Annotated in this window: 18 protein-coding genes and 1 pseudogene; 3 read left to right on the top strand and 16 right to left on the bottom strand. The window is 45.0% G+C overall.

The window, feature by feature from the left end:
• Positions 1 to 25: 25 nt before the first annotated feature.
• From ltrA to BQ4305_RS06620, 4 genes are all read right to left on the bottom strand, one after another.
• Positions 26 to 1,912 carry a group II intron reverse transcriptase/maturase gene (gene ltrA, locus BQ4305_RS06605; protein WP_110927059.1) on the bottom strand — a complete coding sequence of 629 codons (1,887 nt, stop codon included), beginning with the start codon at positions 1,910 to 1,912 and terminating at the stop codon, positions 26 to 28.
• A 725-nt stretch (positions 1,913 to 2,637) separates the two neighbouring features.
• Positions 2,638 to 2,928, bottom strand: a complete 291-nt coding sequence (locus tag BQ4305_RS06610; RefSeq protein WP_110927060.1) for a DHH family phosphoesterase — start codon at positions 2,926 to 2,928, stop codon at positions 2,638 to 2,640.
• 141 nt (positions 2,929 to 3,069) lie between these two features.
• A complete protein-coding gene (secDF, locus tag BQ4305_RS06615) occupies positions 3,070 to 5,328 on the bottom strand; it encodes a protein translocase subunit SecDF (protein WP_110927061.1) in 2,259 nt (752 codons plus the stop codon).
• Positions 5,329 to 5,495: 167 nt separating this feature from the next.
• On the bottom strand, positions 5,496 to 5,798 hold the full coding sequence (locus BQ4305_RS06620) for a post-transcriptional regulator (RefSeq protein WP_110927062.1): 303 nt from the start codon (positions 5,796 to 5,798) through the stop codon (positions 5,496 to 5,498).
• Positions 5,799 to 6,066: 268 nt separating this feature from the next.
• Here BQ4305_RS06620 and spoVB point away from each other — a divergent pair, with 268 nt between their 5' ends.
• A complete protein-coding gene (gene spoVB / locus BQ4305_RS06625) occupies positions 6,067 to 7,626 on the top strand; it encodes a stage V sporulation protein B (protein WP_110927063.1) in 1,560 nt (519 codons plus the stop codon).
• Here the strand turns inward: spoVB and BQ4305_RS06630 are convergent, their stop codons facing one another.
• Positions 7,627 to 8,292 carry a DUF421 domain-containing protein gene (locus tag BQ4305_RS06630; protein ID WP_110927354.1) on the bottom strand — a complete coding sequence of 222 codons (666 nt, stop codon included), beginning with the start codon at positions 8,290 to 8,292 and terminating at the stop codon, positions 7,627 to 7,629.
• A 202-nt stretch (positions 8,293 to 8,494) separates the two neighbouring features.
• Here BQ4305_RS06630 and BQ4305_RS06635 point away from each other — a divergent pair, with 202 nt between their 5' ends.
• Positions 8,495 to 8,878 carry a TIGR04086 family membrane protein gene (locus BQ4305_RS06635; protein WP_199880620.1) on the top strand — a complete coding sequence of 128 codons (384 nt, stop codon included), beginning with the start codon at positions 8,495 to 8,497 and terminating at the stop codon, positions 8,876 to 8,878.
• A 45-nt stretch (positions 8,879 to 8,923) separates the two neighbouring features.
• Here the strand turns inward: BQ4305_RS06635 and yajC are convergent, their stop codons facing one another.
• The 10 genes and pseudogenes from yajC to safA form a co-directional block, all read right to left on the bottom strand.
• The gene (gene yajC, locus BQ4305_RS06640) at positions 8,924 to 9,199 is read right to left on the bottom strand and encodes a preprotein translocase subunit YajC (protein ID WP_110927064.1); all 276 of its coding nucleotides are present in this window, start codon (positions 9,197 to 9,199) and stop codon (positions 8,924 to 8,926) included.
• Positions 9,200 to 9,235: 36 nt separating this feature from the next.
• Complete coding sequence (tgt, locus tag BQ4305_RS06645; RefSeq protein ID WP_110927065.1) at positions 9,236 to 10,375, bottom strand: tRNA guanosine(34) transglycosylase Tgt; 1,140 nt, start codon at positions 10,373 to 10,375, stop codon at positions 9,236 to 9,238.
• A 36-nt stretch (positions 10,376 to 10,411) separates the two neighbouring features.
• Positions 10,412 to 11,440, bottom strand: a complete 1,029-nt coding sequence (queA, locus tag BQ4305_RS06650) for a tRNA preQ1(34) S-adenosylmethionine ribosyltransferase-isomerase QueA (RefSeq protein ID WP_110927066.1) — start codon at positions 11,438 to 11,440, stop codon at positions 10,412 to 10,414.
• A 39-nt stretch (positions 11,441 to 11,479) separates the two neighbouring features.
• Positions 11,480 to 11,686: a DUF2905 domain-containing protein gene (locus BQ4305_RS06655; protein WP_110927067.1), complete on the bottom strand. Its 207-nt coding sequence runs from the start codon at positions 11,684 to 11,686 to the stop codon at positions 11,480 to 11,482.
• Positions 11,683 to 12,684: a Holliday junction branch migration DNA helicase RuvB gene (ruvB, locus tag BQ4305_RS06660; RefSeq protein ID WP_110927068.1), complete on the bottom strand. Its 1,002-nt coding sequence runs from the start codon at positions 12,682 to 12,684 to the stop codon at positions 11,683 to 11,685. The genes BQ4305_RS06655 and ruvB overlap by 4 nt, the downstream gene beginning before the upstream one ends.
• A 13-nt stretch (positions 12,685 to 12,697) precedes the next feature.
• Positions 12,698 to 13,312, bottom strand: coding sequence for a Holliday junction branch migration protein RuvA (gene ruvA, locus BQ4305_RS06665; protein WP_110927069.1), 615 nt, complete (start codon positions 13,310 to 13,312; stop codon positions 12,698 to 12,700).
• A 210-nt stretch (positions 13,313 to 13,522) separates the two neighbouring features.
• The gene (locus BQ4305_RS06670) at positions 13,523 to 14,020 is read right to left on the bottom strand and encodes an intercompartmental signaling factor BofC (protein WP_199880598.1); all 498 of its coding nucleotides are present in this window, start codon (positions 14,018 to 14,020) and stop codon (positions 13,523 to 13,525) included.
• A 152-nt stretch (positions 14,021 to 14,172) separates the two neighbouring features.
• Positions 14,173 to 14,799 carry a YhcN/YlaJ family sporulation lipoprotein gene (locus BQ4305_RS06675; protein WP_110927071.1) on the bottom strand — a complete coding sequence of 209 codons (627 nt, stop codon included), beginning with the start codon at positions 14,797 to 14,799 and terminating at the stop codon, positions 14,173 to 14,175.
• A gap of 78 nt (positions 14,800 to 14,877) precedes the next feature.
• On the bottom strand, positions 14,878 to 15,840 hold the full coding sequence (locus BQ4305_RS06680; protein ID WP_234396910.1) for an aminoglycoside phosphotransferase family protein: 963 nt from the start codon (positions 15,838 to 15,840) through the stop codon (positions 14,878 to 14,880).
• A 1,680-nt stretch (positions 15,841 to 17,520) separates the two neighbouring features.
• Positions 17,521 to 17,665, bottom strand: a pseudogene (gene safA, locus BQ4305_RS22225) (SafA/ExsA family spore coat assembly protein); the annotation flags it as partial.
• 282 nt (positions 17,666 to 17,947) lie between these two features.
• Between safA and BQ4305_RS06690 the strand changes: the two are divergent.
• Entirely contained in the window at positions 17,948 to 18,481 is a 534-nt protein-coding gene (locus BQ4305_RS06690; RefSeq protein WP_407640139.1) for a transcription repressor NadR, read from the top strand.
• 107 nt (positions 18,482 to 18,588) lie between these two features.
• Here BQ4305_RS06690 and pheA read toward each other — a convergent pair whose 3' ends face one another.
• The gene (gene pheA, locus BQ4305_RS06695) at positions 18,589 to 19,461 is read right to left on the bottom strand and encodes a prephenate dehydratase (RefSeq protein ID WP_110927074.1); all 873 of its coding nucleotides are present in this window, start codon (positions 19,459 to 19,461) and stop codon (positions 18,589 to 18,591) included.
• Positions 19,462 to 19,469 lie beyond the last annotated feature (8 nt).

Genomic DNA, 19,469 nt, shown 5'->3' on the forward strand with positions numbered 1-19,469 from the left:
CACATCTTATCACATGTTTGTCCTTTTACATCACTAAGTCTACCAGCTCAAGTTTTTTTCTTAGCTTATTGAGTTTATCCAAAACCCTAGTGTTTGTTATTAGATGTTTATACTTAGAGATTGTGCTTTCATCCTTAGCGTGGATAAGGATATGAACCCCTTTATCCACCAAACAAAGATTTTTATATTCATCAGTTCCGCCTTTAGTCCTCGGAACTTTGTGATGGCAATGTATCGATAAAGGATGAAGTAACTCACCTGTTACGCTACATTTTCCACCTTGTCCACTATATAATGCAACTCGATTATCATTATACTCTACACTGCGATCTCTCACAGGATGCTCCATAATATATCTCAATATCGCTATGTTTATTTTTGAAAGGTTACGATGAATTTCTTTTCGTCCTTCCTTAGTGTAGGCATTGACAATCTTTCGTTTCATCATTGGGTTTTTATGTCTGATATACCCAATAGGTAATAGTGGATTTCTTGATATAAACCTCATTTGTTTACTTTTCCCGTATTCCTTTCTAATAAAGTCTGAACTAATATGCCCAGTTTTCTTAATTCGCCTTTTCATGGGGTGATCTTTCATACAAGCGTTAATCTCATATGCAATATCTCCCATGTCTTCTGCGACTAAGGTGGCAATACGGCAATATTGATGAAGCCCAATAACTGTTGAGTTGTAGAGCGAGACTTTTCTCTGCTGGTCGTTAATTCCCTTATCGTATCTAATATCATTGATGATTGCTTTGAGATTGTCTTTCGTTCTTTGTAATGCTTTATCGCATATATGACTCTTGACAATCCACTTGTTTCTTTTAGGGATTAACTTCATTTTGATGCCGAGAAATTCGGAGTAATCCATTTTTAAATTTACTATTTGAGATTTCTCTTCACTTATGTCAAGTTCGAGCCTATCTTTCAGCCACTTTTTAACTGCAAGGTATAGTCTTTTAGCATGATTGGGATTGCTACAGAAAATCTTAAAATCATCTGCATATCTCACGATGTAGCATTCTTTTAACTTTGTTTTGTTCCTAAGTTTTCTGTATTTATATCCTTTTTCGATGCTTCCCTTTCTATCCTTTCTTGCGTAGATAAAATCATTGTATACAGGATTATCCTCCCACTGGCTCTCTACCCACTTATCTAATTCATTTAACACGATGTTTGACATTAAGGGAGAAAGTATTCCTCCTTGAGGAGTACCCTTGTTATTTTCAATGATTTGTCCATTTGGTAGCTTGATTTTGGCTTTTAACATTTTTGACACAATTGATAGTAAATTTTTGTCTCTGATACCTAATGTCCACATTTGCTTTAGTAACTTTCCGTGACTCACATTGTCAAAGAAACCTTTAATATCAATATCAATTACGAAATTCATTTTTCCTTGCTGCATTAATTTATAGCTTTGTGCTATCGCATTCTCAACTGAGCGATTAGGTCTGAATCCGTAACTGTTATTTGAAAATTTAGCTTCTACAATGGGATCAAGTACTTGTAATATACATTGTTGGACTATTCTATCCCAAATAGCTGGTATTCCTAAGGGTCTAGTTTTACCATTGGGTTTTGGTATTTCTACTCGTCGTACAGCTTTTGGATGATAATCTCTGAATTTGTTCTTAACATACTCGATAAACTGTTGCTCACTAAGTTTGGCTACATGCTCAATTGTTCGTCCATCAACTCCAGCAGTTTTACTACCAGTGTTTTTCTTGATGTTACGATAGGCTAAATTAATGTTCTCATTTGAACTAATAATACTTATCAGGTTAGTAAATTTACTTCCTGATTTGCTTTGCTCGTACAGCATGTCGAAAGTACTTTGCATACTGTAGTACTCTGCATTGCGTAATTTAGACCTTTTCACATGTTTTGCAATTTGTGAATTTACCACAGACATCAACCCCTTTCTCAAGCGGTGATTCTCTTAGTCATAATCGAATCTGTGTCTGTTATGCATTTATAAGTCTTTGAAGTTACCGACTAGAGCCTATTCCTCCACCACTTATTATTATGGTTTCACAGGTACAATGGCTCCACTCTCACATGAGTAAATCGGTTTTAGTAGGTCACACACCCTTTATATACCGAACTGCTTCTTTGGTAGGTTAATACCTCCACACCCCATGTTTTCCACGTTCCAATTTCTCTATCCTTACATATATCCTTAGGTTTCTCCTATGGTCCTGTATGCTTGAACTTGCCTATAACAAGTTATGGATTTTCATAACGCCAGATTCTTACTCACCCACGCATACGATGGCACTGCCACCTGTTGCATTTCTACAACATCTACGTCTAGTCCCGTACATTCGGAGATTCGTCAGTATTTCGCAATACATTCTAACCATAGATATTTTCTGGACTCCCGGCATATAGGATACACCATCCACCTCTGGACAGCTTTCGTGTACTTATGTAGATGAAGATATTTCTACATGAGTCATACGGTATCTCTCTGCCGACTTCACCGAGCTTCACACCTTTCTATTTAACCTTAGAAAAAGCATGTCGGAGTATCAGAGTAGGCGTTTCAGGACGTTACGCCATCATTCCACCTATCAAGAAATCAGTTCTCCTAGAGATATTTAGAGACTCCCTAGTGCCTAACCTTTTCAGTTAGAAACGTGTCGCACCTGCATCATAATCACCGAAAATCCTGATTTTTTCGTTTTGCTCAATTGCTTTATTTATTCTGCTGACCGCCACATCCATATCCTTTAATAGAAACGGATCATAGAAGTCTTGTTTTTTTACAAATAAAAAAGACCGGGCTTGTTCCAGGGAAGTAAGGCCCCTATTCGCCAATAGCGTAGCCGCCAATGTTGTAATATGAAGATTGTCCGCAAGCATTGCCACTGTTTCCTCATCGGACCTCTGCACATTCCAGCGTGATTTAGACTTTAACATGAATTCACCCCTCAATCCCATTATTATATCAAATATGCAAGAAAGCTTTCAATCACCTCTAAATGGCAGACACATACATGTACGGCTGAATAAAAGAAAACAGGAAAAAAGAGCACCGGCAAAAACCGGGCTCTTCTTTGATTAAACCTGGCCTTCCAGGTTCTCTTTTTCTTTTTTCTCTGTATTTAACGAGCCTTTTTTCTTCAATTCTTTGATCTTCAGGTCTACCCATAATTGGGAAGCGATCAGAAGGGAAGAATAGACTCCGACTACCATCCCGATAAATAAGGCGATGGAGAAGTTCCGGATGGCCTCGCTGCCAAAAATCATCAGGGCAACGACAGTCACGAGAACGGTCAGCACCGTATTGATTGAGCGGGTCAATGTCTGACGGATACTGATATTCGCGATTTCCTCCAATTCTTCCGCTGTATTAATCCGCTTGGCCCTCTTCAGATTTTCTCTGATTCGGTCAAATGTAACAATCGTATCATTGATGGAGTACCCGACAATGGTCAGAATAGCCGCAATGAAGGTGATATCCACTTCAAGTCTCAAAACACTGAAAATTGTTATGACGAAAAAGGCGTCATGTAACAATGCCAGTACAGCCGGCAGCGCCATTCTCCATTCAAAACGGATCGTCACATACAGGATAATGCCGATGGATGCGATCAATGTAGCAATGAGCGCATTTTTCGCAAGTTCCTTACCGATTGTAGGCGATACCGTGCTGACATTCGGTTCTGCTCCTAAGTCTTCCTTGAAATGATCCTTCAGCTCAGCGATTTCGTCTTTATTCAGTACACCGACTGTGCGGACGATTCCAGTTTGGTTGTTTTCTCCGGCTAAACGAATATCTTTCGGTTCAATACCGAGAGCCGTCATTTCTCCTTCGATTTGTTCGGTTGTCAGTGCTTTATCAGAGGACAGTTCAATCCTTGTCCCGCTCGTAAAGTCAATGCCGAGATTCATTTTAAAAACAAACAGGAAGACGATTCCAATCACCGTCACCAGGGCGGATAACGTATAAAACAGCTTCCGGCGTTTTACGAAATCCAGCTTATCATAACGTGTCGGCATCACGAGTAAATCAATTTTCTTCTTGGATGCATTAGGAATAATCCTTTTCTTGCTTACTCCAAGCCAGCCTGGACGCTTATCAAACGCACCGCTTTTTACCCATAGTCCAAGGAAAAGACGGGTACCAAAAACAGCTGTGATAAAACTCATCAGGATGGAGATAATCAGAGTTGTTGCAAACCCTTTAACGGAGCTTGTCCCATAATAAAACAATACAGCTGCCGCAAGCAGGGTAGTCAGGTTCGCGTCGAAAATAGTACTTAAAGAATTTTTATTTCCTTCCGCAAAAGCTTCCTTCGGTGTACGGCCAAGTTTGAGCTCATCTCTGATCCGTTCATACGTAATGATATTGGCATCGACTGCCATCCCGACTCCCAGGATCAAGGCCGCGATACCCGGCAGCGTCAGCACCGCATTCATCCAGTCGAACACAAGCAATGTCAAGAAAATATAGATGGACAGGGTGATAACCGCAATAAATCCCGGAAAACGGTAATACAGAAGCATGAACAGATAAATTAGGCCAATGCCGATAATGCCGGCAAAAATGGTTTTATCCAGTGCCTCTGCCCCGAACTGTGCTCCGACAGAAGTTGAATACTCCTCCTGAAGGTTAACAGGAAGAGCTCCTGCATTCAGAAGGTCAGCCAGTTCCTTGGCTTCATCGACGGTAAAGTTCCCTTCGATGATAACCTTATTCGTCGCGAAAACATCGCGCACGGTCGGCGCGGAAATCATATTATCATGTGTGTCGGAATCCTTATAGGAATCTTCCCCCTCTTTGAAGTCCAGCCAAATGGCCAAAACATTGTTTGGATATTCCAGGCTTGAAATCTGCTTGGATATTTCCGTGAATTGGTCGGCGTCCTTCAAAGTGACTTCAACGACTGGCTTGTTCTCCTGGAAGGTCTGTTTCGCCCCTCCCTCTTTCAAGTCAGCACCAGTCATCATTTCCTTATCATTATAATCACGGAAGGACAGCTGTGCCTGAGTAGACAGAATTTCACGGGCATTGTTCTGATCCTTTACACCCGCCAGCTGAACCCGAATCCGGTCATCTCCTTCAATTTGGATGCTCGGTTCACTGACTCCCAGTACGTTTACACGCTTATCCAGCGCTCTTGCCGTACTGTTCAGCATTTCCTGTGTGACCTTTTCTCCTTTAAGCGGCTTCACCTTATAGAGGACTTCGAATCCGCCCTGAAGGTCTAAGCCAAGCTTAATGTTACCTAATATTCCTTTTGATGTTGCGCCCATTGCCGAAAAAATCAGCAAAATAATCAGGAAGAACGCAACGATTCTGCTTCGTTTGACCATTCTTTCATTAGGCCCCTTTCTTTATATGCCCAATCATGATGATGAGCGGAACATTACTTTGAATCAAAAAAGACAATAAAAAACGATAAATACAAACCTTTCAGCCATCCTCATTATGATTTAATTCAAAACGGCTGTCAATTTTAGTTAACCTGCAAAAACACCGGTTATTTGAGTAATTCCTTCAGCTCATTTTCAGATATAGGTGCAAAAATATTGGGAGACTTATAAGCCTCGACCATTTGGTACGTCATGAATTGGTTGCTTGTCAGCGACAGGATGTCGGAAACCAGTTCATGAATATGTATGCCTTCCTGCGGCCTTTTCCATTTTTTATTGGTCAGGTAGCTCCAGACATCCTCTTCCGTCACTGCTGCCAGGCCTACCATGCGAAATTCCTCCAGCTTGCTCTCAATGACCGGCCTTACTTTTGTATAAAATTGCTGATAGGGATGGATATAATTCATCATCTGCCTCCGTTCAAAACAGTTTGAAAGGCTGTTTCATTTCTTTCTTCCTCGGCTCTCAGCCGCCACGCACCGGGACTCCTATAATAGAGGGTTCGGTACTTCCCGCTGCACCCGGCCAAGTATGAAAAATATCAAATTTTCCGAAAACAGCTGTTTTAAAATGCAAGCGCTTGTTTATCAAACAGGTTGTCATGCTTTGTCCAATATGATGCATATAAATCAATTGTAAAGGATGAAAGCATTTTTGAGAAGGCAGGGATAAATCCAGATGTCAAAATTTCTTAAAGGGACGCTGATCCTATTAATAGCCAGCTTGATTACCAGGGTTCTCGGGTTCATTAACCGGATTGTCGTTGCCCGTTTTATAGGGGAAGAAGGCGTAGGGTTATATATGATGGCATTGCCGACACTGTTTCTGGTTGTGAACATTACGCAGCTCGGCCTTCCGGTTGCCATTTCTAAATTTGTTGCGGAGGCGAGCGCCAGAGGGGACCATCGAAAGGTTAAAAAAATCCTTGTTGTTTCCTTAACCTGCACGTTCTCTTTATCTCTTATCTTCACTCCGGCTATGATCCTGCTCGCCCCCACACTTTCCGAGTATTTATTTACTGATAACAGGGTTATATGGCCCCTTATGGCGATTGCGCCGATTGTTCCGATTATTGCCGTTTCCTCTGTCATCCGCGGCTATTTTCAGGGGAAGCAAAACATGAAGCCGTTTGCCTTTTCCCAAGTGATTGAACAGATTGCCCGCATTACGTTCATTGCCGTGCTGACGAAGGCCTTCCTTCCGTATGGGATTGAATACGCTGCTGCCGGTGCGATGCTCGCCTCTATTATCGGGGAGCTTGTTTCACTCATTTACCTTGTTTCCAGCTTCAAAATCAAAAAGCATTTCAAAATGCGCCGTGGTTTTTTCAAGGTACTCCATTCAGGCAAAAGTACACTGAGAGAACTGTTCGGGATTGCCCTTCCATCAACCGGAAGCCGGATGATCGGCAATCTGGCCTGGTTTGCGGAACCGATTGTGGTCGCTCAAAGTCTGGCCATAGCCGGTGTCAGTACAGCGCTTGCGACCCGGCAATATGGAGAACTCACCGGGTATGCACTGCCGCTCTTAATGCTGCCTTCCTTCGTCACCACTTCCCTTTCAACTGCTCTAGTCCCGGCTGTGAGCGAGGCCCAATCATCCAATAATATGACGCTGGTTGAGCACCGCCTGCAGCAAGCCTTAAAGATTACCTTTCTGACAGGCTGCCTTTCCGTAATGGTCTTGTACTTCTTTGCCGAGCCGATTCTGCTGCTTATGTATGGCTCTGACAATGCAGCCGTGTTCATCAAATTCCTGGCTCCCTTTTTTATTCTGTTTTATTTTCAGTTCCCGCTTCAGTCTGTGCTTAATGCTTTGAATATGGCCAAATCGGCGATGATTAACAGTCTGTTAGGGGCCGCTCTCAAAATTGCGGTCATATGGTTTTTGGCCTCAAAAGAAAACTTCGGAATCATGGGTGCTGCCATTGGCATTGCGGCTGGCACTTTACTTGTGACACTGCTCCATTTTTCTACCGTTCTTAAACTGGTACCGTTTAGTTTTCATTTGCGCAGCTATGCGGCAGGACTGCTGATTGCCCTTCTGTCCGGAATCGGCGGCCGGTTCCTTTTTAATCTGCCGACCGGCTTCCCGCTGACCATTCAATTGCTCATGTCCATCCTGTTTATCCTGCTTTTGTTCGTATCTCTGATGCTTTTATTCGGCCAGATCAGGAAAGAGCATGTGATCCGGGTACCGGTGATCGGCAAGTTCCTGGCTCTATTTGCCAGAGTCTGACTATTCATTTTCCTTTTCATCTTTAATATCGATATAAATTTCTCCGTTCATATAGCTGCAGTATGAGATATGTTCGGGGTTTTTATATCCCTTCTTTTTCAATTGTTCGCGAAGCCAGGCCGCATCTTTTTTGATTTCACGCAAATTCCTTTCTTGTATCTTTCCGTCCAGTACAAGCGGGTACGGGGAATTCACTTTTTGCGATTTTTGGCTCCCATGCTTTCTGATCACGGATAAATCTCCGGAGGATTCCAGGATCGCATATTCAATCTCATTAAGATCAAGGATTCCATGTGAGCGAATTTGGGTCAGTAAATCATCAAAATTATAACGCTGCTTCCGCATCACCTTTTCATCGATTTTGCCTTGATTAATAATGATAGATGGCTCGCCGTCGACTACTTCGCGGAATTTCGCGCTTTTCAGGGAAAATAACGAAGAAAGAAACTGGATAATCAATAAGACAATCATTGGAGCAAATGCCTTCATAATCGGCTTATCCGGGTCTTCGATCGCCATAACGGCTATATCCCCGATCATGACAAATACAACCAAGTCCAAGATGCTCAGTTCACCAATTTCTCTTTTTCCCATCAGGCGGAAGATCACGAGGATAAATATATAAATTAACAAGGTTTTTAAAACAACAACGAGATAGCCTTCCATGCTACATGCCACATCCTTTGCCATTTAGGATATCTCAATTAGCATGTGCGGGTGCCCTCCAAAATAACCGCTATTTTTTTGGCCTCCCGGGTTCCTTCTGGTCTAAATGGCCATTCCAGTGAATATGCTTGTACAGATAAAACGGTGATTTTAGTTGTACGACTGCCTACGAAAGGGGCGAATAAAGATCGAAACGAAAAAAATGAGCATTGCGGTCGTTTACGGAGTGGGCTCGATATTTGTTCAGGCGCTGATTGCCAGCCTGCTGTTTTCCTTATTGCTGCGTTTCACTTCGCTTACCGAACAATCCTTAACGTATGTCATCATGGCCGTTACTTTCCTGTCCATGTTCATCGGCGGATTCATTTCCGGGGCAAAGGGGAAAAGTCAGGGGCTTTTGCTCGGAGGCGGAACGGGGCTTGTCTACTTACTCATCATCTTCTTATTTCAATATTTAGGTCATGACACGCTGTTTTCTCTTAAGCAATGGATCTATTATATCTGTTTTGCTTTAACCGCTGCGATGGGCGGAATACTGGGCGTGAACATGAGCGGCGGAGGATCATCCAAGGACTCGTATTCATAAAAGAAGCAAAACAAAAAACCGGGCCTCGGCCCGGTTTTCAATTACTTATAATGATTTTTCTGGTGCGCTTTCCACTACTTCACGAATTGCTCCGCGGTCGAAAGTCAGCTTCGTGTTGTCAGCCTTGATGATTACTTTTGTATCATCAATGGCGTCAATCGTTCCGTGAAGACCTCCGATCGTCGCCACCCGGTCGCCTTTTTTCAGGCTGCTTTGCATGCTTTGAGTTGCCTTTTGGCGCTTTTGCTGGGGACGGATCAATAGGAAATAAAACAATACGAACATCAAAATCAATGGTAATATTTGCGTCAATCCACTCATCTATATATCGCTCCTTTCTTCACAGTGTAGTTGGAATCAGAAATTTTTGGCGTTTGGCTTATTGAAACCATAGCTTTCAAAAAATTCTTCCCTGAAGTCGCCAAGCCTGTCCTCGCGAATGGCCTGTCTGACTTGCTCCATTAAGTTTAACAGAAAATGAAGGTTATGGTAAGTCGTAAGACGAATTCCAAAGGTTTCTTCGCATTTTATTAAGTGGCGGATATACGCCCGGCTGTAATTCTGGCAGACATGGCAGCTGCAGTTCTTATCAATCGGTCCGAAATCCCGCGCATACTTGGCGTTTTTCACGACTAAGCGCCCTTCGCTTGTCATGAGTGTGCCGTTGCGGGCAATCCTTGTCGGGAGCACGCAGTCAAACATATCAACTCCGCGAATCGCTCCGTCAATCAAGGAATCAGGAGAACCGACACCCATCAGATAGCGCGGTTTATCCTGCGGAAGAAGCGGTGTTGTGAATTCAAGCACCCTGTTCATGACATCCTTCGGTTCGCCGACAGACAGGCCGCCAATGGCATATCCGGGGAAGTCCAGGGAAACAAGATCTTTGGCACTCTGTTTTCTTAGGTGTTCAAATTCGCCGCCCTGAACAATTCCGAACAATCCTTGGTCTTCAGGACGCGCATGGGCCTTCAGGCACCGTTCTGCCCAGCGGGAAGTCCGCTCGACCGATTTTTTCATATATTCCTCTGTCGCAGGGAATGGCGGGCATTCATCAAACGCCATCATAATATCCGAGCCTAACGCATTTTGGATCTCCATGGCTTTCTCTGGAGAAAGAAACAGCTTATCGCCATTCAGATGATTACGGAAATGAACGCCTTCTTCTTCGATTTTACGGAATTCACTTAATGAGAAAACCTGAAAACCGCCGGAATCTGTCAGGATGGCCCTGTCCCAGTTCATGAACTTATGCAGGCCGCCGGCTTCCTTGACAATTTCATGTCCGGGGCGCAGCCATAGGTGATAAGTGTTACTTAGGATGATGCCGGCTCCCATTTGTTTTAAATCTTCCGGGGACATCGTTTTTACCGTGGCAAGCGTACCCACTGGCATAAAAGCAGGAGTCTCAAAGGAACCGTGCGGTGTATGGACGATTCCAAGCCGCGCTCCTGTCTGCTTACAAGTTTTAATGTGTTCGTAACGTATTGCTGTCAAACGCCTTAACTCCTTTCAAGAGTCACTGTATTTATTTTACTTGATGAACATTGCATCTCCAAAACTAAAGAACCGGTATTTTTCTTCAACCGCTAATCGATAAGCATTGAGAACATGCTCACGTCCGGCCAGTGCACTGATCAGCATGATCAGCGTTGATTTCGGGAGGTGGAAATTCGTTATCATGGCATCAATGCCCTTGAATTCGTATCCAGGATAGATGAAAATGCTTGTCCATCCGCTTTCTTCCTTGAATCCCCCGTCATTTCGGGAAGCAATCGTTTCAAGCGTCCTTGTTGACGTCGTGCCCACCGTGACAATCCGTCCGCCGTTAGCCCTTACTTTGTTCAAAAGCTCTGCCGTTTCCGCTGTCATTTGATAAAATTCAGAATGCATTTCATGGCTGTCAATATCATCCACACTGACCGGACGGAACGTGCCCAGTCCTACATGAAGGGTAATGAAAGCAATATGAACGCCCTTTTTCTTCAATTCTTCAAGCAAATGTTCCGTGAAATGAAGGCCGGCAGTTGGTGCAGCAGCAGATCCCCGCTCACGTGCATAGACCGTCTGATAGCGGTCCTTGTCATCCAGCTGCTCCTTAATATACGGAGGCAGTGGCATTTCACCAAGCTCCTCCAAAATTTCATAAAAAATGCCGTTATATTCAAATTTCAAAATTCGTCCGCCATGGTCAAGCGTCCCTGTACAGACAGCAGAAAGCTTCCCGTCGCCAAATACGATGCGGGATCCTTCTTTAATCCGTTTGGCCGGCTTCACAAGTGTTTCCCATTCATCATCTGCTTCCTGCTTTAACAGCAGCACTTCAATGTGGGCTCCGGTATCCGTTTTTTCTCCATAAAGCCTCGCCGGCAATACTTTTGTATCATTCAGGACAAGGCAGTCTCCCGGGTTTATGTATTCCGTGATATGGCTGAAAACCTCATGAGTCACTTCACCGGTTTCCTTATCCAGCACCATTAGTCTGCTCGCTTCCCTGTTTTCCAAAGGAACCTGAGCGATTAATTCTTCCGGCAGATGAAAATCAAATAAATCTAATTTCAACTTTTCCACTTCCTTATTGTATTTCCTAGCTGTTTTCGCTTACCTAAACCGGCTGATCACATAAAAAATGGCCGAGAGCACGACACTTACAATAATCGACGTGACAATCGGAAAGTAAATGGCCGTATTGCCTTTTCTGAATAAAAGATCCCCGGGCAGGCGTCCAAGATTAGTGAATTTTAAAAGGAAACCCACTATAAATAGGACAGCCCCGAGCGTCATCAGAATTTTCGGCAGTCCGCTCATCTCTCCGGCACCTCCATGTGGAAATGTTCATAAACCAATGGCGTCGCCACTCTTCCCCTTGGTGTCCGCTGCAGAAAACCAATCTGCAAAAGGTACGGCTCATAAACATCTTCGATTGTGTGGGACTCTTCTCCAATCGTGGCCGCTATCGTTTCAAGTCCTACCGGGCCGCCGCGGAATTTTTCAATAATGCCTTTAAGTAATTTATGGTCAATATGATCCAGTCCTAAACGGTCCACTTGCATAAGTTCCAAAGCATAATCAGCAAGCTCAGCCGTGATAGTCCCATTCCCGCGCACTTGGGCAAAATCCCGGACCCTGCGAAGAAGCCGGTTGGCAATCCTCGGCGTGCCGCGGGAACGCCTGGCAATCTCGCCGGCGGCCTGCTGGTCGATTTCTGTATCCATAATCTGCGCCGTCCGGATGACGATATCTGTCAATTGATGCTCCGTATAATACTCAAGGCGGCTCAGCACGCCAAAACGGTCCCTAAGCGGTGCAGATAGGGAACCAGCCCTGGTTGTCGCTCCGACAAGTGTAAAAGGCGGCAGCTCAATGCGGATCGAGCGGGCTTCAGGCCCTTTTCCCACCACAATATCCAGGCAAAAATCCTCCATCGCCGGATAAAGCACTTCCTCCACTGCCCTAGGGAGACGGTGGATTTCATCAATAAACAGAACATCTCCCGGTTCAAGGGCACTCAAAATAGCAGCTAAATCACCAGGCCGCTCAATGGCCGGTCCTGCCGTTGTCCGGATATTGACACCCATTTCATTCGCAATGATCACGGCAAGCGTTGTTTTACCAAGCCCGGGAGGACCATATAAAAGGACATGGTCCAATGTTTCTTCACGCATTCGGGCAGCTTCGATGAACACGCTTAAATTGGCCTTCACCTTATCCTGCCCAATATATTGCCGTAAATTTTGCGGCCGCAGGCTTTGTTCAAAGGACAGTTCGTTCAAATCGGCTTCCTGATTGAATACTCTCTCCTCCAACTTTAGCCACCCCTTATCTTAACATCAATTGCAATGCTTTTTTAATATATTGCTCGGTTGTCAATTCCTCATCCTGCAGCTTCTTGGCCACTTTTTGAACTTCTCTCTCAGAATAGCCAAGCGCTCTCAGTGCCAGTGTCGCTTCTTCCAATTCCCCGCTGTATCCGGATGGGCTGTAAGCCGTCTGCTCTCCGCCATTGAAAAGGTTCGGGAATGCGTCCGGTATGACACTTTCCAGCTTGCCTTTCAAATCAAGAATCATTTGGCGGGCAGTCTTTTTACCGACGCCAGGGAATTTCACAAGGAAGGATTCATCTTCCTGCTCGATCGCCTGAACCACCTGGTCGACCTTCCCGGATGCAAGAATAGCCAGTGCCCCTTTCGGCCCGATTCCGGTTACATTCAGCAGCTTCGTGAACAGTGCTTTTTCCTGACGGGTCTTGAATCCAAAGAGGGACTCCATATCTTCACGTAGATAATGATACAGGAAAATTTGAATTTCCTGATTTAGCTGGGCAGAGAAAATGAAAGGATTTGGGGCCATAATCTGATAGCCAATCCCGCCATTTTCTACCACAATATATTCAGGGCCGATATAATCGACCTTCCCTTTTATATAATCATACAAATGACTTCTCTCCCTGATTTTGCTGTAAATCTCATTGTAGCATAAAAAAGGAGGGAAATTCATGTAAAATGGGCAGCGAAACGGCGTTATTTAGCAAATCTGCCTTCCAGGATCCAAAAGGCCGGCCAAACTCATCTATTTTCACCCCGAAAAACTCTGAGCGTATATATGCTTTTTGCAGACAAAAAAGGACGAGGGAGCCCGTCCTGGCTAATTCTTTGTATACGGTTCATAGCTTTTGATGAGTTTTTGAAATTGGTCTTTGTTAAGAATAGGAATCCCCCGCTGCAATTCTTCTTTTTTATAGGCTTCCAGCTGACCTACATCTACTTGGAAAAAAGACTGGATGATCTTATCATATTTTGGTTTTCCATTATAAATGGAGATGACGCCTTCTTCCGTCATACCAAAATACCCGTTCGCCTTCAGCAGCGGCGAAATGTCCTGTTCCCTTTTCTGAAAGATGATTTCTTTTTCATTTTGGTCGATCAGTTTCCAATCTTTATACTTGGCCCAGAAATCTTCCATCGCCCAAATCGTTTCCGTCACCTTTTCTTCGCTTTGTTCGCCGTCAAGGTACATGCGCTGCAGAATCACTTTTCGCTCTGTGGGACCCATTACGCTCTTGATGGTTTCCTCAGCAGAAGCATTCCAACATACAGGAATCAAGATGATTGCTGCAGTGAGCCATAAAAACAGACTTTTCATGTCATTCACCTCTCGTAGTGAAACTTGAGAACCTGCCTCATCCCCTGCTCTCATTCCTTGCTAGTTTGCACTGCACAATCAAAAATCATCCCTGTAATTGCTTATATATGTAAACACTGACTCCATCTCTGCTTGAAGCCAGTGTCCTTCCTTTATTGCAAATGATTTTTATGAATATCCAGGCTGTCAAATAAATCTGCCGTATCACGAAGAACCAGATCGGTCGGTCCCCCATCTCTGAGATTATTATCAAGAACCATCACCCTGTTATATACACCCTGATCAACCGTGACATACAAATCACGGCCTTCTGTCAGTCCGCTGATTCTCCTGCGGGCCTGTTCCCTTACTTCCTTCGCTCTCTCAGGCTGGCCATATTCTTTAAGCAGGACCGTTATAAGTACAGCATCGTCGGTGATGAGTGTCCGAGAATCGGCAACGCCGTTAAGTGAATTCACCTTCCTCATGATACTGTCCGCCAACTGACCATCATACGCTGTGAAATAGGAAGACTTGGCCGTCAGCGGCTTGCTTTCATGGCCATGGTAATTGCGGTCACTCCTGCTGTATTCTCTTCTCAGTTCGCCGTCCCTTTCTTCCATAAGTGAGGGAACCGGCGATCCTGCGTTCAGCTGGCGTACAAGCTGATCTTTTTCTGTGGAGTAGGCATCCTCATGAATCATCTGCGGACTCTCCCCAGCTTGCCCCCCATTAGACGAACAGCCGCCCGCTCCCATCAACAGGACGGTGCAGAATGGCCAAACCCAACGATTCTTCATAAAAATCCCCCTTCCTTCCTGCTGAGCACGAGGCTCTTTCTTAGGATTGTTTACAGAAGGGAGTTTGAAACCTGACAGTTATGACCATGACTCATTCAGGAGCCTGGCTATTTTCCGGTTGGTATCCATTCGTTTCTCAAAATGGTCAACCGTCTGGAGCCACACCTGCCGAAATTGGGCAGGATTTTTCTCTTGCCTGTTCCATTCTCTGAAAATGTCCGAAGGGTAGACCAAAGCATATAAAAAGGCTCGGTTATTTTGATAAGGCCGGAATTGACTGAAGTCCCATAATTCTTTCGCCGGTTCATCTAAATGGGACAGGATTCGGTTGGCATATTGAAGATAGTCGAACATGGCCGCTCCGTGTGCCGCCAAATCAAAATCAATCAGTGCAAGTGAACCATCCTCCCGCCGCAAAAAATTATGATGGGCGCAATCTCCATGAAGAATGGATTGCGGCTGTTTTTTCCAATCTTGCTGATTGGCCTCCATTCCTTCCAATGACCATTTTGCCCAGCGCAGCCACTCATTCAGCATGTGATCGGGCACATACTGCCGAATCAGCGGAAGATTCTTTTTAAATAAAAACGATCTCGCTTTCCATTTTCTCAGCTGATTAAAGCTTGGCATAGCCAGAGCGAGGTTTTCCGTCGACTTATGGAATTTTTCAAGCAGCTTTAGACCGTCTTCCCTGTCCTTCTTGTTCGAAAATAGAAACTTTTCCTTACCGGGCTCTAAATACTCAATAAATCCGTAATACTTGCCGCGGAAAGAGAACGGGCCCGGCTTATCCAGCAGCTGATACGTTTCTGAAAAACCGTGCTTTCTAAGCCCCTTTGTTAAATGAAACTGTCGCAGCCATTTCCCCTCATTATCAAATCCTTTTAAGATGAGAGGCCGATGATTTTTAAAAAACAAGAGGTAAACTTGGCTCTGGATATGCTGATGATGATCAAGCTTTAAACCGGATGTCTGTAAACAAGAGAGGAGACGAGTGTGAAATACACTGTCTCCATGGAAATCAATAGTCATTGCTTTCATCAACAATAGTTGGCATTCCAAATGCTTCAGGAGCCCGGATGCCTCCAAATTGATCAGGCATGAAAGCGCCCGGCATTCCCGGCATAGGTCCTGGCATCATTCTCGGCATACCCCCTTGCATTTGTCCCGGCATCATTCCCGGCATGCCCCCTTGCATTTGTCCCGGCATCATTCCCGGCATGCCTCCTTGCATTTGTCCCGGCATCATTCCCGGCATGCCTCCTTGCATTTGTCCTGGCATCATTCCCGGCATGCCTCCTTGCATTTGTCCTGGCATCATTCCCGGCATGCTCCCCTGCATATGTCCGTGTCCCATACCAGGCATGTTTCCCTGCATATGGTGTCCGTGTCCCATATCCGGCATGTTTCCCTGCATATGATGTCCGTGTCCCATATCCGGCATATTCCCCTGCATATGATGTCCGTGTCCCATATCCGGCATGTTTCCCTGCATATGGTGTCCGTGTCCCATATCCGGCATGTTTCCCTGCATATGGTGTCCGTGTCCCATATCCGGCATGTTTCCCTGCATGAATGGACCGCTCATTGAATCAGAGTTCATGCCATGCTGCATGCCCATTACATGATGGTGTTCTGTTTTTTCATGGCCGCCAAAGTCCGTTCCTCCTGAATGCGGAAAAGCCCCAGGAGCAAAATTCTGCTGTTTTATAATAAAGGCCTGCTCATGATGATGGTGAGAAGGATGACTTCCATGTGCCGGCTTTCCTTCCGTCATTGGTGCGCCCGGCATAAATTGGCCTTTTACTTCTGGTCCGTAAGTACCGACAATCGGACTTCCGCATCCGCAATCTTCTTCCTGCTGGAAAGAAGGCTGGACATATGAATGGGGCTGCTGAAAATGCCCCGGCATTTGATAAGAAGAGGACTCTTCCATATATTCATATGTCTGTTGGTTAAACATCCCTCCTGCAGATTGCTGTGTCGGGCTTTGGTATGGATGTTGGCCGGGAACGGGCATTTGATACGGATGCATCGGCATGGTTGGAAAACCGCCTGCTGCTCCCTGGGCATGAGCGGACGGAAACATATCGGAAGAAGATTCATTCCAGCAGTCTGCGCTTTCCTCTGTCCCCTGCCACTGCATCCCCGCGACATTGCCCATCATTGGGGGACTAAACATTCCCTGTACCTGAGGCTGCGGCATTGGAGCAGACGGAAAACTGCCATGTGCCGGTCCCGCACATGCCCATGGCGGCGGAGGACATTTAAATCCAGAGCCTGGCATAATTGGGGTAACCGGTATACAATCTGGTTCTTGCGAAATTGGCATTGGCAGCGGCACTGGCTTCGCAGCCGGCGGCTGCTGGACAGCTTCTGCTTTAGGCGGTTCTGGAATTTTAGGCTGTTCCTTCGGTGTTTGCGCAACAGACATATTCGCCATATTTACCATATAATAATTGTTAATATCCACTTCAGGAAGAACCGGCTTTGGCACTTCTTTAACAATCGGCTTTTCCTTGATTACGACCTTTTCTTTGGGCTGCTGTATAGGCATTTCTTTTGCGATTGGGTATGGCTGAGCGGCAGGCTTTTGCTGAGGCGGCGGTGCCATTGGCACTTCCTTTGCCATCGGCTGCTGCTGCGGCTGTACCGGATGTTCTTTCGCGCTGTAATGGACCTGAGGCTGGCCAGTCTGTTTTTTTACAGTACCTGACGTTCCAGGTATCTTAATTTTCATACCAGGCATCATCATATCTGGATTGCTTAATTGCGAATTTATTTTCTTGAGCTCTTCAAAACTGACGCCATACTTTTTTGAGAGCTTCCAAAGTGTATCGCCTTTTTGGACTATATGAATTTTCACGCTGCTAACCCCTCCTGTGCATATGTCCATATATACTATGAAGTCTTAGGTAAATTGCCAATCTTTTTTACATGAAAACTTATGCACAACCAAGTGATTTTATGATTCAGGGTCCGGATACACATTGAAAAAAACCCATCCTCCTTCAGCCTCCTGCTATAAAAAGACCGTGGTGCACATATAAAACAACAGGGGTATAAAAGAAGCCGTCAGGGCGAGTGCCCATGAACATTCTTCCTATGGTAAACTGGTAGTACTATCAGGCTGAGGAGAGAAAGCATAATGTCAGGAAAGAAATTATTAGGCGAAGAACGGCGATGGAAGATTCTGCAGCTTCTGAAGGAATCGAATCAACCGATTACAGGAAACGAACTTTCAAAAACCGTCCATGTCAGCCGGCAGGTGATTGTCGGGGATATTACGCAGCTGAAAAAAAAGAACGCACCGATTATCGCAACGAGCCAAGGATATCTCTATCTCCAGACCGGAGAACCAGGCCGTGCTGCTGAGCGAATCGTTTCTTGCGGGCATGGGCCGGACCGGACTGAGGAAGAGCTGTTTTTGCTCGTTGATCTCGGCGTATCTGTTCAGGATGTTCGAATTGAGCATTCTGTATATGGGACTTTAACCGCTTCGATCATGGTCAGCAGCCGGATGGAAGCTGAGCAGTTCCTTCAACAGGTCAAAAGAACGAAGGCACGCTATTTATCAGAATTAACAGAGGGTGTTCACTTTCATATGCTGTCTGCCCATTCGGAAAAACTGCTTGATCAAGCAGAAGAAGCCCTTCGTGATCGCGGTTTCCTAATCGAGTAAAAAACTCCCCCTGCGGTGTATGCCATAGGGGGAGCCGTTTATCATCGACTTCTTCATCATAAAAAAGACAGCAGACTGACTGCTGTCTCAAACTGCACTGCTTTTCATTAAGGTCGCAGCACACCGTTTTCCACTTTGAAGGTCGGATAGCTTCCAAGGATAGAAACCTTACAGCCAAGGGCCTCCAGTTCTGAAATGGCGCCGGGAATCAGTACCTCATCCATGGACTGTGCGATATCTATAATAAAAAAGTAATTTCCCAGCCCTGTTTTCATCGGTCTCGATTCGATTTTAGTCAAATTCAGCTTTCTCCAGGAAAATGCCGAAAGCACTTGGTGAAGCGCTCCGGAATGATCAGCCGGAAGAAGAACCATCAGTGTCGTTTTGTCCCCTTCAGACACTGCCTCATATCCTTTGAACGACACATCTTGATTGGACACCACTACAAATTTTGTATGATTATAATTATAGTCATGTATATTCCGTTTCAGGATCGTTAAACCATATTCCTTAGCGGCCAGTTCATTGGCAATCGCTGCTATCTTCTGATCTGGATGCTCTTGGACATACTTGGCCGCAGCGGCCGTTGAAGTGACGGTTTCATACGGCGTCCCTTTTAATTCTTTATGTAGAAATTTCCGGCACTGAGCAATGGCATGCGAGTGTGAGTACACAAGTTCCGGTTTGAATTCCGCTTGGGCCTGATCAGGGTGAACCATATAATGCTGCTGGATCGGAATAATAATTTCCCCTTTAATGGGCAGCTGAACTTCATGGATCAGATAATCCACCGTGATATTTACAGAACCCTCTAAGGCATTTTCAATAGGAACGAGAGCATGATTCGCCTCTCCCGCCTGAACGGCATCGATGCAATCAGGAATAGTGTCCATCGGGATTCTTGTTCCTTCCGGGAAAAGCCGGGCTGCCGCTAAATCTGTAAAAGTAGCCTTGGGTCCTAGATAGGCAATTTTCGTCACAAAAAACT

Source organism: Bacillus massiliglaciei, from assembly GCF_900098925.1.
Lineage (GTDB): Bacteria > Bacillota > Bacilli > Bacillales > DSM-1321 > Peribacillus > Peribacillus massiliglaciei.